Origin of the sequence: Rhizobium sp. R635 (assembly GCF_002211285.1) — a bacterium.
Taxonomy (GTDB): Bacteria; Pseudomonadota; Alphaproteobacteria; order Rhizobiales; family Rhizobiaceae; genus Rhizobium.
In genome coordinates, this window is sequence record NZ_LOKX01000007.1 from 48,026 (window position 1) to 66,321 (window position 18,296).

At 62.7% G+C, this 18,296-nt stretch carries 18 protein-coding genes and 3 pseudogenes; 6 read left to right on the forward strand and 15 right to left on the reverse strand.

What is annotated here, in order from left to right:
• Positions 1 to 124: 124 nt before the first annotated feature.
• Together ATY78_RS07775 and ATY78_RS07780 are read right to left on the reverse strand one after the other, a co-directional pair.
• Positions 125 to 313 (reverse strand): hypothetical protein, encoded by a 189-nt coding sequence (locus ATY78_RS07775; RefSeq protein ID WP_088681770.1) that lies wholly within the window; start codon positions 311 to 313, stop codon positions 125 to 127.
• Positions 314 to 474: 161 nt separating this feature from the next.
• Positions 475 to 1,194, reverse strand: coding sequence for an Ig-like domain-containing protein (locus ATY78_RS07780; RefSeq protein WP_088681771.1), 720 nt, complete (start codon positions 1,192 to 1,194; stop codon positions 475 to 477).
• A 561-nt stretch (positions 1,195 to 1,755) separates the two neighbouring features.
• Between ATY78_RS07780 and rpsU the strand changes: the two genes are divergently transcribed.
• Both rpsU and ATY78_RS07790 read left to right on the forward strand, forming a co-directional pair.
• Entirely contained in the window at positions 1,756 to 1,989 is a 234-nt protein-coding gene (gene rpsU / locus ATY78_RS07785) for a 30S ribosomal protein S21 (protein ID WP_088681772.1), read from the forward strand.
• 173 nt (positions 1,990 to 2,162) lie between these two features.
• A complete protein-coding gene (locus tag ATY78_RS07790) occupies positions 2,163 to 2,357 on the forward strand; it encodes a hypothetical protein (protein ID WP_088681773.1) in 195 nt (64 codons plus the stop codon).
• Here ATY78_RS07790 and ATY78_RS07795 read toward each other — a convergent pair.
• The gene (locus tag ATY78_RS07795) at positions 2,351 to 3,277 is read right to left on the reverse strand and encodes a LysR family transcriptional regulator (RefSeq protein WP_088681774.1); all 927 of its coding nucleotides are present in this window, start codon (positions 3,275 to 3,277) and stop codon (positions 2,351 to 2,353) included. The two genes, ATY78_RS07790 and ATY78_RS07795, sit on opposite strands and share 7 nt — an antisense overlap.
• Positions 3,278 to 3,372: 95 nt before the next feature.
• On the opposite strand from ATY78_RS07795, the gene ATY78_RS07800 reads away from it, so the two are divergent.
• Entirely contained in the window at positions 3,373 to 4,248 is an 876-nt protein-coding gene (locus ATY78_RS07800; RefSeq protein WP_088681775.1) for an aldo/keto reductase family oxidoreductase, read from the forward strand.
• A 110-nt stretch (positions 4,249 to 4,358) separates the two neighbouring features.
• On the opposite strand, the gene ppk2 is transcribed toward ATY78_RS07800, so the two are convergent.
• The 4 genes and pseudogenes from ppk2 to ATY78_RS28810 all read right to left on the reverse strand — a co-directional run.
• On the reverse strand, positions 4,359 to 5,273 hold the full coding sequence (gene ppk2 / locus ATY78_RS07805) for a polyphosphate kinase 2 (RefSeq protein ID WP_088681776.1): 915 nt from the start codon (positions 5,271 to 5,273) through the stop codon (positions 4,359 to 4,361).
• A 139-nt stretch (positions 5,274 to 5,412) separates the two neighbouring features.
• Positions 5,413 to 5,610: pseudogene (locus tag ATY78_RS07810) on the reverse strand (GMC oxidoreductase); the annotation flags it as partial.
• Between the two features lie 53 nt (positions 5,611 to 5,663).
• Positions 5,664 to 5,876: pseudogene (locus ATY78_RS07815) on the reverse strand (helix-turn-helix domain-containing protein); the annotation flags it as partial.
• Positions 5,877 to 5,888: 12 nt separating this feature from the next.
• A pseudogene (locus tag ATY78_RS28810) lies at positions 5,889 to 6,095 on the reverse strand (PIN domain-containing protein); the annotation flags it as partial.
• Positions 6,096 to 6,210: 115 nt separating this feature from the next.
• Here ATY78_RS28810 and ATY78_RS07825 point away from each other — a divergent pair.
• The gene (locus ATY78_RS07825; RefSeq protein ID WP_088681777.1) at positions 6,211 to 7,395 is read left to right on the forward strand and encodes a hypothetical protein; all 1,185 of its coding nucleotides are present in this window, start codon (positions 6,211 to 6,213) and stop codon (positions 7,393 to 7,395) included.
• On the opposite strand, the gene ATY78_RS07830 is transcribed toward ATY78_RS07825, so the two are convergent.
• From ATY78_RS07830 to ATY78_RS07865, 8 genes are read right to left on the reverse strand one after another with little or no spacing between them, the layout of a single operon-like run.
• The gene (locus ATY78_RS07830) at positions 7,392 to 8,405 is read right to left on the reverse strand and encodes a succinylglutamate desuccinylase/aspartoacylase family protein (RefSeq protein ID WP_088681778.1); all 1,014 of its coding nucleotides are present in this window, start codon (positions 8,403 to 8,405) and stop codon (positions 7,392 to 7,394) included. The genes ATY78_RS07825 and ATY78_RS07830 overlap by 4 nt on opposite strands.
• A gap of 31 nt (positions 8,406 to 8,436) precedes the next feature.
• Complete coding sequence (locus ATY78_RS07835; RefSeq protein ID WP_088681779.1) at positions 8,437 to 8,781, reverse strand: RidA family protein; 345 nt, start codon at positions 8,779 to 8,781, stop codon at positions 8,437 to 8,439.
• A 34-nt stretch (positions 8,782 to 8,815) separates the two neighbouring features.
• Positions 8,816 to 10,126: an alanine racemase gene (locus tag ATY78_RS07840; protein ID WP_088681780.1), complete on the reverse strand. Its 1,311-nt coding sequence runs from the start codon at positions 10,124 to 10,126 to the stop codon at positions 8,816 to 8,818.
• Positions 10,119 to 11,075 carry an amidohydrolase family protein gene (locus ATY78_RS07845; protein ID WP_088681781.1) on the reverse strand — a complete coding sequence of 319 codons (957 nt, stop codon included), beginning with the start codon at positions 11,073 to 11,075 and terminating at the stop codon, positions 10,119 to 10,121. Before ATY78_RS07845 ends, ATY78_RS07840 begins: the two co-directional genes overlap by 8 nt.
• Positions 11,072 to 12,013 (reverse strand): ABC transporter permease, encoded by a 942-nt coding sequence (locus ATY78_RS07850; protein WP_088681857.1) that lies wholly within the window; start codon positions 12,011 to 12,013, stop codon positions 11,072 to 11,074. Before ATY78_RS07850 ends, ATY78_RS07845 begins: the two co-directional genes overlap by 4 nt.
• Entirely contained in the window at positions 12,010 to 12,975 is a 966-nt protein-coding gene (locus ATY78_RS07855; protein ID WP_088681782.1) for an ABC transporter permease, read from the reverse strand. The genes ATY78_RS07850 and ATY78_RS07855 overlap by 4 nt, the downstream gene beginning before the upstream one ends.
• Positions 12,972 to 14,486 (reverse strand): sugar ABC transporter ATP-binding protein, encoded by a 1,515-nt coding sequence (locus tag ATY78_RS07860; protein WP_088681783.1) that lies wholly within the window; start codon positions 14,484 to 14,486, stop codon positions 12,972 to 12,974. The genes ATY78_RS07855 and ATY78_RS07860 overlap by 4 nt, the downstream gene beginning before the upstream one ends.
• Positions 14,487 to 14,520: 34 nt before the next feature.
• Positions 14,521 to 15,591 carry an ABC transporter substrate-binding protein gene (locus ATY78_RS07865; RefSeq protein ID WP_088681784.1) on the reverse strand — a complete coding sequence of 357 codons (1,071 nt, stop codon included), beginning with the start codon at positions 15,589 to 15,591 and terminating at the stop codon, positions 14,521 to 14,523.
• A 240-nt stretch (positions 15,592 to 15,831) separates the two neighbouring features.
• On the opposite strand from ATY78_RS07865, the gene ATY78_RS07870 reads away from it, so the two are divergent.
• Both ATY78_RS07870 and ATY78_RS07875 read left to right on the forward strand, forming a co-directional pair.
• A complete protein-coding gene (locus tag ATY78_RS07870; protein WP_088681785.1) occupies positions 15,832 to 16,617 on the forward strand; it encodes an IclR family transcriptional regulator in 786 nt (261 codons plus the stop codon).
• Positions 16,618 to 16,933: 316 nt separating this feature from the next.
• Complete coding sequence (locus ATY78_RS07875) at positions 16,934 to 18,286, forward strand: LLM class flavin-dependent oxidoreductase (RefSeq protein ID WP_088681786.1); 1,353 nt, start codon at positions 16,934 to 16,936, stop codon at positions 18,284 to 18,286.
• Positions 18,287 to 18,296: the final 10 nt, after the last annotated feature.

The following is an 18,296-nucleotide window of genomic DNA, read 5'->3' on the forward strand; positions in this document are numbered from 1 at the left end:
GCCCTCGGAAGCACGACAGCGACGGTCACCCTATCTGGTGATTCTTCTGCCGGTTCCGGGGGATGAGAAGGTCGAGATCAACGAAGGAAGCGTGACATTTCGCCAGTCGACGAGCGAGGATGTCTCATCGGAATCGTGGCGCGCGCCTGGCATTGTGGAGCAACTCGCAGGCCGTCGCGAACGGCCCGAAGAGTTTGAGCAACAGCGCTTGTTCCTCGGCATCTATCCGATGACGAGCGCAGAATTCGGTTACGGACCAGACTTTCGTCAGATCGTCCGTTTCGATTTGCTTGGGTTCGATGTGTTCGGTCAAGGGCGTGTCCTCCGAACATCGAGACTACGCCCGCCCGCCTTTTATAAGAACTAGCTAAAAAGAGTTATATCCGCCGGGTCTCGCGCCAAGCGCGGCGGATATACGAAAACGCCCGCCGATTGCGCGGCGGGCGTCTTGTCTCACTGATCTATTGCTGCGGATCAAACGCCGACGCCATCGGGATGAGCGTCCGTGCCGAGGATGTTGAGCGTCACCTTGGCAGTGTCCGTGTGGCCTTCGCCATCGGAGATCTTGTAGTAACGGAGAACTTCCGTGTAGGTCACGCCTGCGTCCAGATCGGCCGTCAGATCGTAGGTGAAGGTGCCGTCCGACTTGACGTGGAACGTGCCGTAGGTGCCGAGAACGTCGGTAACCGCGTCATTGTGGGCGTCTACCTGCGTGCTCAGGAACTGACGCAGGAACATCTTGCCGTTGTCGCCGGCAATATCGTTGTCGAGAACGTTGCCGCCGATGGGGCTGCCTTCGGTGAAGCTGTAGACATCGTCGACAGCGATCGGCTTGACCTGGGTGACGCCCTGGATGTTCAGGGTGAACAGGCCGACATCGGTATGGCCGCTGCCGTCGGAAATCTTGTAGGAAACCCTTTCCTGGTAAGATTCACCGTTGGCGAAGCCGATCTTGGCAGCGTCGCTCAGGACGTAGGTATAGCTGCCGTCCGGCTTGACGAAGAAGGTGCCGTAGTCGCCCTGGATCTCGGTAACCTGGCTGTTGCCGCCCTTGGCGCCAACGGCAGCGCCGTCGAAGGCGCGCAGGAACAGGTGGCCGTTGTCGGAAGAATCGTTGGAAAGGAGATTTCCGGAAATTACGTCAGTTTCTTGAAATGTTGCGCTATCATCAGTTGCGTGTATCGGCGAAGCCATCGCTCTCTCCTTAGAATAATTATCGGCGGGTCATTTTGACCTTAGCGAGCGGCTCCTTTAACAACTTATTAATACTACAAGTCAATGGGGTATTTAACGCAAGGTTAACATTCGCCTCAAACGTGTGCTGTCGCCTTTTTAACGACCAATACGTTCCTGAGTTCAGTCAAATTTGAAGAAATTTCGAGTAGTTTATACGCGGTAAACTTGAAGGAACCTCTGCGCGACTATGTTGCAGCATCGCATTCATGGTGCCGCTTCCAGGCCGTCTGCACACCATTGCAATCGCCGGCACCGGCACCTACCTTAGAACCGACCCGATCAGACCGGTCAAACCGAGTGCCGGCCCCTCAGTGAACGTCCAAAGCGATGCGCGCCGTCCCAGGTGCGTATGGATGTTCCCAGCAATTAATGATGATCCCGGCTGCTTGAGGCAAAGGATCTCTTTTTGAACCATCTACATACCGCGGCCGCAATTGCGGTCGTCAATCCGCGTGAGGGCGATGAGGGCAGCTCGGCCAACGGCAGTCGGGACACCCATCCAAACAAGGAGAACTCGAAATGCAGGTACTCGTCAGAGACAACAACGTCGACCAAGCGCTGAGAGCCTTGAAGAAGAAAATGCAGCGCGAAGGTCTCTTCCGCGAAATGAAGGAACGGCGCGCCTATGAGAAACCGTCCGAACGCCGCGTCAGGGAAAAAGCGCAGGCAATCAGCCGGCAGCGCAAGGCGGCACGCAAGAAGATGCAGCGCGAAGGCCTGCTTGCCGGGCGCAAGCGGACGGCCGCTCGCTAGAGCAATTCCAGAAAAAAGTGTGCAGCGGTTTTCTCAGGCAAAGCGCAAAGCGCTTTTGCCGGGAATTGCGTGAAAACAAAGAGATAGAGCAATTCCGCGATTCGAAGAAAAACGGAATTGCTCTAGCTAGCGGTCTTTCTCCAGGCTTCGACGATTACCGGAAAGGATAGATAATGGACGAATTGAACAGCCTCACCGTCTCGGAAGAGCGCCTCGAGGATTGCCGCGACGTCGTGGAACCGGATCTGCAGGACCTGATCCAGCAGGCCCTGAAATCAGGGTTTTCCCGGGAAGAGATCCTCATCGCCGTCAGCGAACTGGTGGCCGAGGATTTCGCGATGGCCGTGGAAATCCCGAGCGTTCATTGAGGCTCGGTCGCCGGCTGGTGGTTCGACGCCTTGACGAAGTCGATGAACGCCCGAAGCGGGGCGGGCACCAGGCGCCGTCCGGGATAGTAGAGGAACGGGCCGGAAAAGCGCTGCCACCATGGTTCGAGGATCGGCTCGAGAGCCCCGCGGTCGATATGCGGAAGCAGCCAGTCCTCGAAGACGCAGATGATCCCGATGCCCGATATTGCCGCGTCGACGGAAAGATCGGTCGCCCCGCCGACCCTGACGATCAATGGCCCCGAGGGTTCGACCCGCATGACCTCGCCGTCGCGCTCATACTCCCACGGCGTCGTTAGCGCGCCGCTGGCAAAGCGGCCCAGCAGACAGGCATGGCCGAGCAACTCGCTCGGGTGCTGCGGCCGGCCGTGGCGGTCGAGATAATCAGGCGACGCGGCGGTGGCGAAACGCTGGACGCGCGGCCCGATCGGCACTGCGATCATATCCTGCTCTAGCCGCTCGTCATAACGGATGCCGGCATCGCACCCGGCCGCAAGCACGTCGACGAAACTCTCCTCGGTCACGACCTCCAGCCGGATATCCGGGTAGGTCGCGAGGAATTGTGGAATGATGGAAGGCAGCACCAGCCGCGCCGCGCTGACCGGCACGTTCAGACGCAGCGAACCGGCCGGCTTGTCGCGAAAACCATTGACGACGTCGAGGGCCGCCTCCACCTCCGTCAAGGCGGGGCCGAGCCGTTCCAGCAAACCCTTGCCCGCTTCGGTCGGAACGACGCTGCGCGTCGTGCGGTTGAGCAGCCTGACGCCGAGCTGAGCTTCCAGGCGGCGCACCGCTTCGCTGAGAAAGGAGGCGCTGCCGCCGCTGACGCGGGCACCTTCGCGAAAACCGCCGGCCTGCGCCACTGCAACGAAGGCATTCAGATCTCCAAGATCAACTTTCATTGTTCGTATTCCCGCACAGCCTGTACGGATTATGCCTGATTTTCATACGACTGAACAACGCTTAACTTCATCTCATCTCAAGAAGGAGTTAGATCATGTCCATTATCGATCAGTCCGGAACGTTCCCCATCGGCAACAGCCGCGTCAGGCGCCTCGGTTACGGCGCCATGCAGCTCGCAGGCCCTGGCGTATTCGGTCCGCCCCGCGATCATGATGCGGCCCTGGCTGTGCTGCGCGAAGCCGTGGCATCAGGGGTCAACCACATCGATACCAGCGACTTCTACGGCCCGCACGTCACCAATCAGCTCATCCGTGAAGCGCTTCACCCCTATCGCGACGATCTCGTCATCGTCACCAAGATCGGCGCACGGCGCGGCGCGGATGGATCATGGATTCCAGCCTTTTCATCACAGGAGCTGACGCAGACCGTGTATGACAACCTCCGCAATCTCGGCCTCGATGTGCTTGACGTCGTCAACCTCAGGATCGCCTTCGACCTGCATAAGCCTGCGGAAGGGTCGATCGAAGGGCCGTTGACGGTGCTTGCCGATCTCCAGCGGCAGGGTCTCGTCCGTCACGTGGGCTTGAGCAACGCTACCGCGAAGCAGATCGCCCAAGGCCGCGGGATTACCGAGATCGTCTGCGTGCAGAACCAATATAATCTTGCGCACCGGGCCGACGATGCCCTGATCGATGAACTCGCGCAGGAGGGCACCGCTTACGTGCCGTTCTTTCCACTCGGCGGATTCACCCCGCTGCAATCGTCCACGCTGTCGGATGTTGCCGCACGCCTCGGCGCCACGCCCATGCAGGTGGCGCTCGCCTGGCTGCTGCGTCGCGCGCCGAATATCCTGCTGATCCCCGGCACCTCGTCCGTCGGCCATCTCAGGGAGAACCTCGCCGCAGCCGGACTCACGCTGCCGCATGAGGCTGTCGAGGAGCTGAATCATATGGCTGACATCGCTGCCTGAGAGCAGGGGAAGCCGCGCGCGACCGACCGCAACGCCACATTCTCGCGTGGCGTTGCGGCGCCATGCGAGAACGTGGTCTTCAGCTATGAAAGCCCGTTGCGGCTATTGCTTCAATAACGCTCCGGTACGCACATCTCAGGGGGCACCGGCGCCCTGGTGTAGTCGGCGTGACGGATGCGGTCCGGCAACTCGATTTCGGGCTTCGGGACATCCCCGTAAGGAATCTGCTCGAGAAGATGAGCGATGCAGTTCAGCCGCGCCCTTTTCTTGTCCACCGCCTGCACCACCCACCAAGGCGCTTCCTTGGTGTGCGTGCGCGCCAGCATTTCTTCCTTGGCCTTGGTATATTCCTCCCAATGGACACGGCTTTCCATGTCCATCGGTGAAAGCTTCCATTGCTTCAACGGATCGTGGATACGCATCTTGAAACGGAATTCCTGCTCCTCGTCGGTGATCGAAAACCAGTATTTGATCAGCACGATTCCAGAGCGGACGAGCATCCGTTCGAATTCCGGCACCGAGCGGAAGAACTCTTCGAGTTCGTCGGGGGTGCAGAAGCCCATGACGCGCTCGACGCCGGCGCGATTGTACCAGCTGCGGTCGAAGAGCACGATTTCGCCGGCAGTGGGAAGATGCGGGACGTAACGCTGGAAATACCATTGATGGCGTTCCCGCTCGGTCGGTGCGGGCAGTGCGACCGTGCGGCAGACGCGTGGATTGAGCCTCTGGGTCACGCGCTTGATCGCCCCGCCTTTGCCGGCCGAATCCCGGCCTTCGAACAGGACCACAACCTTCAGCTTCTTATGCTGAACCCAATCCTGCAGCCGCACCAGTTCGTGCTGTAACCGGAAAAGCTCCCGGAAGTAGATCTTTCGCTCGAGCGTCTGCTCGGCCGGTTCCGACATTCCTTCGGCGACCAGATCATCCAGCCTGTCCTCCTCCATCTGCATTTCCAGCTCCTCATCGAAGCTGTCGGCGATTTCGGCCTTTATCCGGCTGAGCTGGTCCTGATGTGTTTGAGACATGGCCTTTTTCCTTCTGCTTCTTTGACAGGAGCATGTCCGTGCAACGGTTGTGTGACGACCCGTCATCAAAAGCTGAAACGGCTGCGCGCCTCCGTCGTTCCCCTGCCAGGCAGGCATATACAGCACGCGATGAGCGCGCCTAGAGCTTCCCTGCTCTGTACTGGCCGACAAGGTTCCGGCAGGCGCGGATCGTCAAGGCCATGACCGTAAGCGTCGTGCCGGCGATGCCGCTGCCGGGGAAGGCGCTGGCGTCCGTGACGATGAGGTTCGGAGCGTCCCAGACCTGATTATACGGATTGAGCACCGAAGCCTCCGGGGTTTCGCCCATGCGGGCGCCCGCGCCGGAGCCGATCACCAGCGTATAATAGACGATCTCAAACATGTCTTTTGGGTCGTCTCAAAACAAACCATCAGCACTTCGATGCGCAGCGGGCCGCGATGAGCCTCGGGCAGCTTGCGCGGATATTCCAAAGCGCGCGCGGCAATGACGACCTTCTCGACCAGCTCGGCGCGAACGCCTCCGCGCCCGTTCAGAACCCGCTCGACCGTCGCGGTGCCCACACCGGCAAGACGCGCGATGTCCCGATAATTCGTCTTGCTCATACTCGATTCCATTCAAGGCGTCTGCGCTGCCTGACCCTGCCACGGATCGACGATAATGACACCGGCGCCGTCGAAATCTCTCACATTTCGCGTACCACGGTGAGATTGTGAACGAGTGCGGTCGCAGCAATCAACGCATCCCCCATTGCGCCGGTCGGGAATATGCAAATGCGCGCAGCGCGTTGCAACGGCGTCGTCGATCGGCAGGATCCTCCCGGCGGGCGGGTTCCAACCCGCGAAAGCAGATTGATTAATCATCGAGAAACGATGATTTGGCTCGACACTATTATGGACAGATGTTCTATAAAGCGGACAGATTCAGCGGGAGCACGCCATGCATCTTTCCATGTGGACCTATCCCTGGGACATTCAGGATCAGGGGCTCGACGCCTTCGCCGCCGAGCTTCGCGGGCGCGCGGGTCTCAACACGGTCAGCCTGGCGACCTCCTATCATGCCGGCCGTTTCCTTCAGCCGCGAAGCCCCAAGCAGAAGGCCTATTTCCCCGAAGACGGAACGGTCTATTTCCGGCCGGATGAAGGCCTGTGGCAGGACAAGATGATCCGGCCGCTGATGGCCGGAAATGTCGCCGCGCGCGGCGACATGCTGGAAGCGCTCGTCAAAGGGCGAGAAACGACCGGCCTCAAAGTCTCCTGCTGGACCGTCTGCCTCCACAATACCCGGCTCGGCATGCTGCATCCTGAACATGTGACGCACAACGCCTTCGGCAATCCGAACTGTTACAATCTCTGCCCCTCCAGCCCGGCGGCGAGAGACTATGCCGTCACCCTCGTTCGCGACATCACGAAGAACTATCGGCCCGATATGGTGGAGCTGGAAAGCCCTAATTTCATGGGCTTCGCGCACGAATACCATCACGAAAAAGACGGCGTCGGCCTGAATGCCGAAGACGATTTCCTGCTGTCGCTCTGCTTTTGCGATCATTGCACGGCGCGCGCCGCAAAGGCCGGCGTGCCGGTCGAAGGTGCGCGCAGCACGGTTGCGCGCTTCATCGTCGAACTCTGCGAACGCGCCGTCCCGGAACGGCAGTTCCCGGACTTCCCGGCAGCCGGCATCGACGCATTCCGCGACCATCCCGAGCTGCATGCCTTTCTCGCCTGGCACAGCGAACCGGTGACCAGCCTGATCGGCGAGATCAAGGCAGCCGCCGATCCGGCCAGCCGCATCGTGCTCATCGACCTGAAGGACGGCTGGCTCGGCGGCGTCGATCTCGCGGCCACCGGCAAACTCTGCGACGGAGCAATTCTCTGCTGCTACGACATGGAGCCCGATGCGGTCGGCGATGTCATCCGCGCCGGCCGGGCGGCGCTCGGACCGGAAAAATTCCTCGGGGTAGGGCTACGCGTCTTCTATCCCGAGGTCAGCGAACCGGCGATCCTGGCCGCACGCGCCGGGGCCGCCATCGATGCAGGGGCTGACGGCGTCAATTTCTACAACTACGGCCTGATACCGGCAAAGCGCCTCGACTGGGTGAAGGCGGCGGTCGACGCAATCATCTAGGCTGCGATGGGTTCGGCGACCTGGATCAGGCAGTCGCCGGCCTGGCTGTCGCAATGCAGCCTGTGGGAGATGACGATGCCGCCTTCGGCAAAGCGCAGTTCTTCCTCCGGCTGCTCCAACCGTTCCAGGTCATGATACCAGCCGGCGAGATCGCCGGCGGAGACGGTTGCGCCGAGGGCTGCGGCAGGCTCGAACCAGCCCCTGCGGTTCGCATAGATGCCCTGGCTGTGGCGGGAGAGCGAGAGGAGCTGCAACGGCCCGGGTTCCGGCAGCGGCGCACGCGACAGGATGGGACGCTCGATGATGCCGAGCGTAATGAGCAACCGGTCGATCGCCGCCGCCGTAAAGGCCATCGTCTCGGGCGTCACGGTTCCACCGCCGCCGAACTCGCCGGAAAGACCGATCGTTCCTGAGCGAGCGGCGGCACCCATCGATGTGGGCGCCGCCGGTCCGTTGTCGGCGATGAAGGCGTGCGAGGCGCCGAGCGCGCGCATCAGCGAGACCGATCGCTCAAAGCGGGCGGCGTCGGCCTGCCGTTCGATGAGCGTACAGGGCAGGTGCGCCATGGAGGTGCCGCCGGAATGCAGGTCGAGCGTGACCTCATGCCGGGGAAAGAGCTCATGTTCGAGGAAATGGGCCATACGCGCCGTCGGCGACCCCACGGGATCGCCGGGAAAAGCGCGATTGAGGTTGCCGCCGTCGAAGGGCGAGCAACGCTTGGCCACCATCACTGCCGGCAGGTTCGCCATCGGCAGGATGGTGACGGCACCGCGGATGTCCTCAAGCTTCATGAGCCGCATCAGCCGGGCGAGCTGGAGCTCGCCCTCATATTCGTCCCCATGATTGCCCGCCATCAGCAGCAGCGACGGCCCTTTGCCATTCTGCAAGTGAAGGATCGGAACCCGGATCTGATAATAGGGCGAACGGTCGATCGAATAGGGAATGGCGAGGTGGCCGGCCTGCCGGCCATCTCGTGAAAAGTCGATCGGATTGACGAGGCCGCTGTGCATGATGTCTCCAATGCGGGGGATTATCGTACCGTCAGAGGGCAGCGACCGCGGTCATTTCGACGCGCAGGTCGGGATCGGCGAGACGGGCTTCGGTGCAGGCGCGGGCGGGAGGATTTTCAATGTCGATCCAGCTGTCATAGACGCCGTTCATCGCCTCGAAATCGACGATCGCCGGCAAAAAGACGTTGACGGCGATGAGACGCGAGCGGTCCGTGCCGGCTTCTTTCAAAAGCGCGTCGATCTTGCCGAGCACGTCGCGGGTCTGGTCCTCGATGCCGGCCTTGCGATCTTCCGCGACCTGGCCGGCGATATAGACGAGCCCGCCATAGCTGACGGCCTGGCTCATGCGGGAACCTTTCTGGTAACGCTGGATCATGCAGGTTTTCCTTTTCTTGCTTTTGAGGAAGAGTTCAGCCGAAGCTTGTGAGATAGGCCGCCGTCACCGAATGGTCGGGATCGAGGCCGTAGAGGATGGCATGCCGGTCAAGGCAGGTGCAGGGATGCGAGATGCCGAACTCGATGACGTCGCCGACCGAAACATCGCTGTCGTCGGGCAGCGCCAGAAAGGCGTGCTGATCGTTGAGACGGAGAACTTCGGCACCCGCGAGATCGGCAAAATGCGCGCCGTTACGATAGAGCGCCAAAGGCCGCGGCAGGCCCTGGTCCATCGCCACGTCACGCATACCCATGCCCGAGATCGCAAGCCGCGGCTCCGGCCTCGACAGGACTTCGGCCCAGACCCGCAGCGCCGGACGGAAACCCGCCGTCGCTGAAACCGTCTCGCCGCCGATGCGGAAACCGCCCCGCGCATCGAGACCGGCAAGGCCGCGCTCATAAATGCCGTGATCGTGGAAGAAGATCGCGCCGCTGCGCAGCACGAGCCGGCAGGCAGGATCGGCTGCGACGGCGGCTGAGAGCCGCGCGACCACAATATCGAAAAACACCGAACCGCCTGCCGTGACGAGGAGCGGCCGATCATTGCCTATACGACCACGCAGCTTCGGCAGGAAATCCGATGTCATCGCCATCAGCGCGTCGATGCGCAGCCTCGTCTCCTGCACGTCGGCGGTCGCAGCCGCACCCTCATAGGCGGCAATACCCGTGAGCCGGAACGCCGGCGTCTCCACGGCGACGATCGTGTCGAGGATCCCCTCAGCGGCATCGGGACTGCGAAGACCCGCACGGCCAGCACCGAACTCCACCATCAGGCCGAGAGGCGGCAGGTCCGCACGCTCCTGCCATGCTGAGGAAAGAGCTTCGACGAGCGCTGCCGAATCCACAAAGATATGCAGTTCCGCGTCGGGATAGCCGCTAAGCAGGGCAGCAAGCCGGCGGGCAGCCGCCGCCCCGCCGATCTCGTTGGCGAGGATCAGGCGGCGCTGTCCGGCCTTGAGCAAGACGGCGGCCTGGCGAATATCGGCAACCGTCGTGCCCCAGGCGCCGGCTGCGAGAAGCGCGTCCGACAGCACCGTCGACATCGGCGTCTTGGCATGCGGTGAGATTTCGGCGCCGTGGCTTCTCACATAGGCCATCATCAGTTCGGCATTGCCGGCGAAGGCCTGCCGGTCGAGCGAGATCAGCGGCAGCGCCATGCTGCCGTCATAGGGCTTCCATCCCTGCTTGCCGATTTCAGAGAGCGGGAGCGGCGGATGGCCCGGCGGAAAACCGCGCACCCGCTCGTCGATCACCATGTTTTCCGCCGCGGCGTGAAGGTCAGACATGACGGCCTTTCCCGGTCTCGGTGGAATCCGCAATGCCGAGGCGATAGGTGTCATTAGCGGTGGCAAAGAACAAAGCGTGCTGCTCGTCATAAGACAGCTGCGAGGCAACCGTGCGGAAAACCCGATAGATCTCATCGAAAGAGGCATGCAGGCCCGCAACCGGGAAATCGCTCGCAAACATGGCACGTGCCGGGCCGAAACACTCGAGGCAATGCTCGATTACCGGCCGCAGGCTTTCGAGCGTCCATGCATTGTCGTAGGCGACGAGGTCGGAGATCTTCACGCGCACGTTCGGCTCACCCCCGAGCGCATGCAGGCCGCGGCGCCAGAGCGCCATGCCGTCCTGCGTGCGGTCGGCGGGACTGCCGCCGTGATTGAGCACGAAAAGCGTTTGCGGAAAGGCGCGCACGAGTTCGAGTGCGTCGCCCATCTGCCAGGAATAGAGCATCAGGTCGAAGACCAGCCCAAGCCGCGTGACATGGGCAAGCCCCGCCCGCCAGGCGGGATCGCTCATGCGATCCGGACGCGTGTCAAAACGCTTCGCCACATCAGGATGCCAGCTTAGAATATCCCGGATGCCGACGACGTTGGGATTTTCCGCTTCCGCCTCGAGCAGGCGGATGGCGTCCGGCCCATCAAGGGGAACGCGCGCGACGTAACGGTGCGCAACGCCGGAGCTGCGGTCGAGGCCATCCAGCCAGCGGCTCTCTTCCAGCGGATAAGCAACGGACCAGCCGGCCTCCACATGCACGGTTGCGATCACGTTCTGGCGGGCAGCATCGGCGCGATAATCGTCGATGCCATAGTCGCGCAGGATCGGCGCGAGGCTTCCGAAAACCATCTCCTCGCCTGAGGCCCGCACCTTCTGAAGCCAGGGGTGACGCTGCAGGCTGAGATCCCAGAGATGGTGATGCGGATCGATCACCGGCCCGTCATAGAGTTTCGTCATCTGCGCGCCTCGCGGCCCGAAACGAGCAGAAGTGCCAGGATCAGCGTGCCGAACATGATCGAGCGCCAGCCGGGCGAGGCGTTGACGACGGTGATCAGCGCCGTCGTCGTCACAAGCAGGATCGCCCCTGGAATGGTGCCGGCATAGGTGCCGCGGCCGCCCAAAATCGACGTGCCGCCGAGCACGACGGCCGCGATCGACGTCAGCAGATAGGGGTCGCCGATGCCGACATAGCCTTGCCGGTTCATGCCGAGCACGAGAATGCCGGTAAGGCCGGCGAAGAAACCGGAGAGGGTATGGACGATCAGCGTGTTGCGCGTGACGCTGACGCCGGAAAGCCGGGCCGCCAGCGGGTTTGCGCCCAGCGCCAGAAACCGTGCGCCGATCGGCATGCGGTGGACGAGGAGGAGGACGACGATCGAAACCACGATCCACAGGATGATGCCGGCCGGGATGCCGAGCGGCCGCGACTGCCCGAGCAGGATAACCGCCGGATTGCTGACCGTGACCGCACTTCCGCCGGCGACGATGACGAGCAGGCCCTGCAGGAAGGTCGCCATGGCGAGCGTCATGATGATCGGCGGCACGCGGAGATAGGCGGCACCAGCACCATTCATCAGGCCGATGCCGGTGGCAATGGCAAGGGCCGCTGCGATGCCGACGAGCCCGGTCGGGTCCCAGGCGGGCGAAATCAACGGCAGCAGGATCGCCGTGACCGTGATAACGGCGCCGACGGAAAGATCGATGCCGCCCATCAGGATGACGAGCGTCTGGCCGGCGGCAACGATGCCGATCACCGCGGCGAGTTCGAGGAGGTAACGCAGGTGGCCGTAAGCGCCGAAACCGCGCAGCGTGAAGCTTGCGACGATCCAGACGAGGACGACCAGAAGGAGGGTCAGCGCCGGCGGATTGCGGAATGCGGATCTGATGACGTTCATCGCCTTGCCCTCCATACGCCAAGAAGTTCCGGAACGGCGACCGCGCCGACGATGATCAGGCCTTGGGCGACGTATTGCGCGACCGGCGGGAAGCCCAGGAAGAACATGACGTTGATCATGACCGAGAGCAGCAGGCTGCCGCAGATCGCGCCGCGCATCGTGCCCTTGCCGCCGAGGAAACCGACACCGCCAAGCACGGCGGCGGCGATCGAATTCAGCGTGAAGGGCGTACCGATGACAGGATCACCGGAACCGGTCTGCGCGGCGACGAAGAGACCGGTCAGCGCGGCGAGCAGACCCGACAGCGCGAAGGCTGCGACCTTCACCCGTTCGACCGGGACGCCGGAGCGGAATGCCCCGACCGGATTGTCGCCGGCGGCATAGATGCCGAGGCCGAGCGGTGTCGCGAGAAAGGCTTTCCAGAGCGCCAGGATCACGACGAGCAGCAGGAAGGCGACAGGCGTGTGGCCGGCAAGCACCGTCGACAGCCAATCGGGAATGTACCCACCCGGCCGCGGCAGCAGGATGAGCGCCACCCCACTGATGATGAAGGAGCCGGCAAGCGTGACGATGATCGCGGGCAACCTGAGATATGTGACGATGGCGCCGATGATGGCGCCGATAAAAAGGCCGGCAATTGCGACGGCGAGAATACCGCCGGGAACGCCGAGCGCCCCTTCCATCGTCGTCGCGGCGATCACGGCTCCAAGGCTGACCAGTGGACCGATCGCCAGCGTGATGCCGCCGTTCAGCATCAGCAGCGCCTGCGCCATGGTGACGAGGGCGAGCGGAAACCAGTTCTGCGTGAACTTCGAGAAGCCGCCGATCGAAAGAATGCCGGGAAAGAGCACGGCATAGAGGATGAGAAAGGCGGCGACGACAAGGTACAGCCCGCCGAGGCCGCGGTTGCGGCGAAGCTGGATCGCCCCGTAGAGCCGGCCGGGTGACGAAATTGTGCTCATGCCGCCTCTCCTTGTGTCGCCGGCGCAATGCCCATGGCTGCGCCGACGATCGCGCCTTCGCTGATCGCATCGCCCGACAGTGTCGCCGCGACGCGCCCCTCGCGCAGGACCACGACGCGGTCGCAGAGATGGACGAGTTCCGGCGTGTCGGAACTGGCGAGAATGACGAGCCGCCCCTCGGCGGCGAAGGCGCGCAGCATGAGATAGATTTCACGCTTGGTCTCGATATCGACGCCGCGCGTCGGATCGTTGAGGAGCAGAACGGAGGGATCGAGCGGCAGCCATTTGGCGAGCGCCACCTTCTGCTGGTTGCCGCCGGAAAGCGCCTGCACCGGGCGGGCCGTGTCGCCCTTGATGGTCAGGCGGCGGGCGAGATCGGCGACCAGGCCGGTTTCCGCCGGCCGGTCGCGCAGGCCTTTGCGGGCGAGCAGCCCGAGCGAGGGCAGGATGAGATTGGAGGCGATGGAATGGGGCAGCACCAGTCCTTCATGCTTCCGATCGGCCGGGACATAGACGATACCGGCCGCATTCGCCTCGCCGACATGGGCCGGCAGGCCGGGCTTTCCGGAGATCTGCGCTCGGGCAGCGGAGGCCGGGATCGCGCCGTAGAGGCCGAGCAGCAAATCTTCCTGGCCTTGTCCCACGAGCCCGCCGATGCCGACGATTTCGCCAGCACGGGCGGAAAAGCCGATCTGACGCACCATGCCGGCGGAAAAATCTTCGACGTTGATGCGTATTGCGCCGGGCTTGGCGGCGGCGCGCGGCGGGAAGAGGTCGCCGGTCTCGCGGCCGACCATGAGACGCACCAGCCCTTCGCCGTCGATGCCGGAGAGCGACTGATCCGCCGTAACGACGCCGTCCTTCAGCACCGTGACATGCGAGCAGAGCGCCTGCACTTCGTTCAGGCGATGGGAAATATAAAGAAGCGCCGTGCCACGATCCCTCAGCGTCCCGATCAGGCGGGCGAGGATGCCGGCCTCATGCGCGGAAAGCGAGGAGGTCGGCTCGTCCAGAATGAGCACGCGCGGCTTGCGGAACAGCGCCTTGGCGATCTCCACCATCTGGCGGCGGCCAAGCGCGAGATCGGCGACCGGCATGTCGAGCGGTTCGGTCAGTCCGACCATGTCGCAGACCTCTCGCACGCCGCGATGAAGCGCTGCATAATCGATGAGGCCGAACCGGCGTGGAAAGGCGCCGAGCCCGATGTTTTCCGCAATCGAGAGACTGGCCGTCAGGCTCAGCTCCTGCTGCACCACGGCAATGCCGGCCGCGCGCGCCGCCGCCGGGCTGAAGCGCCCGGCGGGGTTGCCGTCGACGAGGACGGAACCGCTGTCGGGCTGGAGGGCGCCCGACAGGAGGTTGATCAGAGTCGACTTGCCGGCGCCATTCTCGCCGAGCAGGGCGTGAACCCTGCCCGGAAGAAGGGCAATGTCGACACCCTTCAAGACCGGGTTGCCGAAAAATCCCTTGAACACCTGCCGGGCTTCCAGCAGGGGCGTTTGTTCCGTCATGACGGCTGCCCTTGATGCGGGTTATCTGGTCGGATTACTTGGCAAGCAGCTTGTCGAAGAGCGCCTGATCGTAGTCCGAGTAGATATAACCGTCGGCGGGGAACTTGTCGGCCCGCGCGAGGTAGCTGCCGATCGTGCTGTCGTCGATGACGGGCAGCGGCACCTTGACGAAGGCCGGAACGTCCTTGCCCTGCAGCGCCTGCACGGCGGTATAGACGGAAAGAGCGCCGAGCCAGTTGGGCTGCATGGTCGCCCAGCCCTTGAGACCCTTCTCCTTCCAAAGTTCCAGGAACTGCCGGGCGTTTTCCCCCGTCGTCGGCACCTGTTCGCGGCCCTGGCGCTCGAAGGCGAGGACGGAGCCAGCCGACAGGGCGCCGCCAAGCGACAGCACGCCGTCGATTTCGGGATTGGCGAAGAGCAGGCTGGTCATCGCTTCCTGTGCCGGAGCGACGTTGTATTCCGTGTTCGTCTCGGTGATCACCTGCAGGCCCGGATTGGCATCGAGGACCGGCTGGGCGCCCTTGCGGCGGTCGTCGCTCACCGAGATGCCGGCCGGGCCGTTCATGATGATGATCTTGCCCTTGCCTCCGAGCTGGCTGACCATCCACTTGGCAGCGGTCGCGCCCCATTCATTGGAATCGGTGTTGATCTTGGCGGTCACCTTGTCGGTGTCGACGAGGCTGTCGAAGTTGACGACGGCGATGCCTTTGTCGCAGGCGTCGGAGATCACCCGGTCGAGCGCCGTGGAGGAACCGGCGATCACGACGATGGCGTCGACATTGGCGTCGATCATCGACTGGATATGCTGGATCTGCGTCTGGGCGTTGCCCTGCGCGTCCGTAATCATCAGATCCTTTACGAGGCCTGCCTTCTTCAACTCTTCCACTTCGGCGGTGATGGTGCCTTCGGTCTGCTTCATCCAGGTCGGCACCGAATAGATGTTCGCCCAGCCGATCGTGTAGGGCGCTTTCCTGTCACCCTTGATGCAATTGGCGGCGGCTGACGCCGTGCCGGTGGAAAAGACGAGGAGGGCCGCAGCGGCGGCAGCGCCCGCGAGAAGGCGACGGCGTAACGAGGCGGAAATGCTGTTTTCAAGATGCTTCATGTCGATCCCCTTTTTTCTATGCGGCAGCGCTGACGGCTTGCCATCTCCCAATTGTCCAATATAATGTACATATGATCTAAATACCGGACGCGGTGATCTTATGCCGATTTTTTTGCCTCGCAAGAGGGGTGGAAAAATTTCCTTAGCGAGGAATGACAGGATCGGTTGACAGATGCGGCGGAGGGTTTGAAAAGCTTGGCCGGACAGGAACAGGGCCCAACAAGAACGGGATTGACAGCAATGGACGCAATTCAGGACGAAGCAGTCGGCAAGCGCGGCCGCGGGCTCGACCGCGCCTTCGAAATCCTCGATTTCCTGCGCCAGAAGCGGCAGGCCCTGAAGCCAAACGAAATCGCCGCGCAGATCGGCGCGCCGCGCTCGTCGGTCTACGAGCTCGTCAATCTGCTGCTGAGCAACGGCATTCTCGAATTCACCGGCGGCGACGGGCGCGTCTATCTCGGCCGCAAGCTCTATTTCCTCGGCGCCGCCTACGAGAACCATTTCGATTTCACCCGCGAATGCGAAGCGGCGCTGGAACAGCTCGCGGATGAGACGCGGGAGACGGCGCAGTTCTGCATGCTCGATGGCAACAAATACACCGTCGTGCGCATGCGCGAAGGCGCTCGGCCGTTTCGCATTTCGACGGATATCGGCCAGTCGGTGCCGATCCCGTGGACGGCTTCCGGCCGTCTGCTCGTCGCGCATCTGTCGGACGAGGAGATCCTGAACTTCATTCCGCCGCAGGATTTCAGGCTGCCGAGCGGCGAATGGCTCGACCCGCAAAGCTTCATCACCGAAGTGCGCCAGTCCGAGCGTGAAGGCTTTTTTACCTTCAACAGCATCGTCGACAGCTTCACGCATTGTTTTGCCGTGCCGGTCAAGGACGAGGAAGGCCATGCCGCCGCGACGCTCTGCCTGGTCACACCGCGCGACGACGGCATCGCCAACCGCGACCGCTATCTCGACTGCCTGAAAAAGGCGGCAGCCGGTCTCGACCACGCCCCGGCACGGCCGAAACGCGGCTGACGCCCTGAACACAGCCCAAGCATGATGCCGAGCGGCACGGACGTCCGGGCCTAAACCGGTGTGCGGCTGCACGCTCCCTTACGCATGTTCACGCTCGCTCGGATCTCCACGCCGCGCAGGACGCCACTCGTCGTTCCGATGATTGATTTCCGGTTTTTCGCCAATCCCGCAAATCTATTCACTCTTCCTCCAAAACTACGGAATGAAGTTTCTCTATAAAATCTATGGAGAACGTATTTTAGCATTCCGACAGCCGATATCACGCCCTGGCCTTGGGGAAGGCCGGGCTGCCGGCAACAAACGGAGAGGACGCGAAATGACACGGAAAATCAGGCTTGGAGCATTTCTTCCCGGTGGCGGCCAGCATGTTGCCTCATGGCGACATCCAGACCAGCCGGTCGACGGCGCGACCAGTTTCGAGTTTCACAAGCAGCTCGCCCTGACAGCCGAACGCGGGCTCTTCGATGCCTATTTCCTGGCTGATGGACTGGCTGTCGGCTTCGGCGGGGCGCGGGAAGGCGGCAACGCCCGCGTGGCCGGCTTCGAGCCGGTGACGCTGTTCTCCGCCCTTGCGCCCCTGACCACCCATCTCGGCTTCATCGCGACGTCCTCGACCACCTATGAGGAGCCTTATACGACCGCCCGCAAGTTCGCCTCGCTCGATCTGATCTCCGAGGGCCGTGCCGGCTGGAATGTCGTCACCACGACAGGCGATCTCACGGCGCAGAACTTCAACCGCGAAACACAGCTGCCGCATGCCGAACGCTATCGCCGTGCCGCCGAGCATGTCGACGTCGTCCGCAAACTCTGGGAAAGCTTCGAGGACGATGCCTTCATCCGCGACAAGGCATCAGGCGTCTTCTTCGACCCGACAAAGCTGCACGACACCGACCACCGCGGCGAGCATTTCAGCGTGCGCGGTCCGCTCAACATCTCCAGATCGCCGCAGGGACATCCCGTCATCGTGCAAGCCGGTCAGTCCGACGACGGACGCGGGCTCGCCGCCGCGACGGCCGAGGTCATCTTCACCGCCCATCAACACATCGAAACCGCCCAGGAGCTCTACCGGGACATCAAGGCGCGCGCCCGCGGCTTGGGCAGGAACCCCGATCACATTCTGGTCATGCCCGGCGTATCCGCCTTCGTCGGCAGGACCGAAGCAGAGGCACGCGAGAAATACGATCGCCTGACCTCGCTCATCGTCGAGGAAGACGGAATCGGCCTTCTCAACGGCCTGACCGGCGGCACGCTCGACCTGCATGGTTACGATCTCGACGGGCCGCTTCCGCCCGCGCCGCCGACGGAAGGCATGAAGAGCCGGCAGGCACTCATTCGCCAGATTGCCGACGAAAACAACTTCACCATCCGCCAGCTCTATCAGTGGATCGCATCCGCCCGCGGACACTTCACCATCGTCGGAACGGCCGAACAGATCGCCGATACGCTGCAGACGTGGTTCGAAAACGAAGCCGCCGACGGCTTCAACATTCTGCCGCCCTGGCTTCCGACGGCGCTCGACGACTTCGTCGATCTGGTCATCCCGGAACTGCAGCGCCGCGGCCTGTTCCGCACGGCTTACGAAGGCAAGACGCTGCGGGAGAACCTCGGCCTGCCTTTCCCGACCAACCGATGGGCTGCCGGACGCGCAGCTCTGCAGGCAGCGGAGTAAGGAGAAATCC

What these genes read in the sequence shown, in the direction of transcription:
- ATY78_RS07780 (WP_088681771.1), bottom strand. Translation starts at nt 1,194, where the DNA reads ATGGCTTCGCCGATACACGCAACTGATGATAGCGCAACATTTCAAGAA.
- rpsU (WP_088681772.1), top strand. Translation starts at nt 1,756, where the DNA reads ATGCAGGTACTCGTCAGAGACAACAACGTCGACCAAGCGCTGAGAGCC.
- ATY78_RS07790 (WP_088681773.1), top strand. Translation starts at nt 2,163, where the DNA reads ATGGACGAATTGAACAGCCTCACCGTCTCGGAAGAGCGCCTCGAGGAT.
- ATY78_RS07795 (WP_088681774.1), bottom strand. Translation starts at nt 3,277, where the DNA reads ATGAAAGTTGATCTTGGAGATCTGAATGCCTTCGTTGCAGTGGCGCAG.
- ATY78_RS07800 (WP_088681775.1), top strand. Translation starts at nt 3,373, where the DNA reads ATGTCCATTATCGATCAGTCCGGAACGTTCCCCATCGGCAACAGCCGC.
- ppk2 (WP_088681776.1), bottom strand. Translation starts at nt 5,273, where the DNA reads ATGTCTCAAACACATCAGGACCAGCTCAGCCGGATAAAGGCCGAAATC.
- ATY78_RS07825 (WP_088681777.1), top strand. Translation starts at nt 6,211, where the DNA reads ATGCATCTTTCCATGTGGACCTATCCCTGGGACATTCAGGATCAGGGG.
- ATY78_RS07830 (WP_088681778.1), bottom strand. Translation starts at nt 8,405, where the DNA reads ATGCACAGCGGCCTCGTCAATCCGATCGACTTTTCACGAGATGGCCGG.
- ATY78_RS07835 (WP_088681779.1), bottom strand. Translation starts at nt 8,781, where the DNA reads ATGATCCAGCGTTACCAGAAAGGTTCCCGCATGAGCCAGGCCGTCAGC.
- ATY78_RS07840 (WP_088681780.1), bottom strand. Translation starts at nt 10,126, where the DNA reads ATGTCTGACCTTCACGCCGCGGCGGAAAACATGGTGATCGACGAGCGG.
- ATY78_RS07845 (WP_088681781.1), bottom strand. Translation starts at nt 11,075, where the DNA reads ATGACGAAACTCTATGACGGGCCGGTGATCGATCCGCATCACCATCTC.
- ATY78_RS07850 (WP_088681857.1), bottom strand. Translation starts at nt 12,013, where the DNA reads ATGAACGTCATCAGATCCGCATTCCGCAATCCGCCGGCGCTGACCCTC.
- ATY78_RS07855 (WP_088681782.1), bottom strand. Translation starts at nt 12,975, where the DNA reads ATGAGCACAATTTCGTCACCCGGCCGGCTCTACGGGGCGATCCAGCTT.
- ATY78_RS07860 (WP_088681783.1), bottom strand. Translation starts at nt 14,486, where the DNA reads ATGACGGAACAAACGCCCCTGCTGGAAGCCCGGCAGGTGTTCAAGGGA.
- ATY78_RS07865 (WP_088681784.1), bottom strand. Translation starts at nt 15,591, where the DNA reads ATGAAGCATCTTGAAAACAGCATTTCCGCCTCGTTACGCCGTCGCCTT.
- ATY78_RS07870 (WP_088681785.1), top strand. Translation starts at nt 15,832, where the DNA reads ATGGACGCAATTCAGGACGAAGCAGTCGGCAAGCGCGGCCGCGGGCTC.
- ATY78_RS07875 (WP_088681786.1), top strand. Translation starts at nt 16,934, where the DNA reads ATGACACGGAAAATCAGGCTTGGAGCATTTCTTCCCGGTGGCGGCCAG.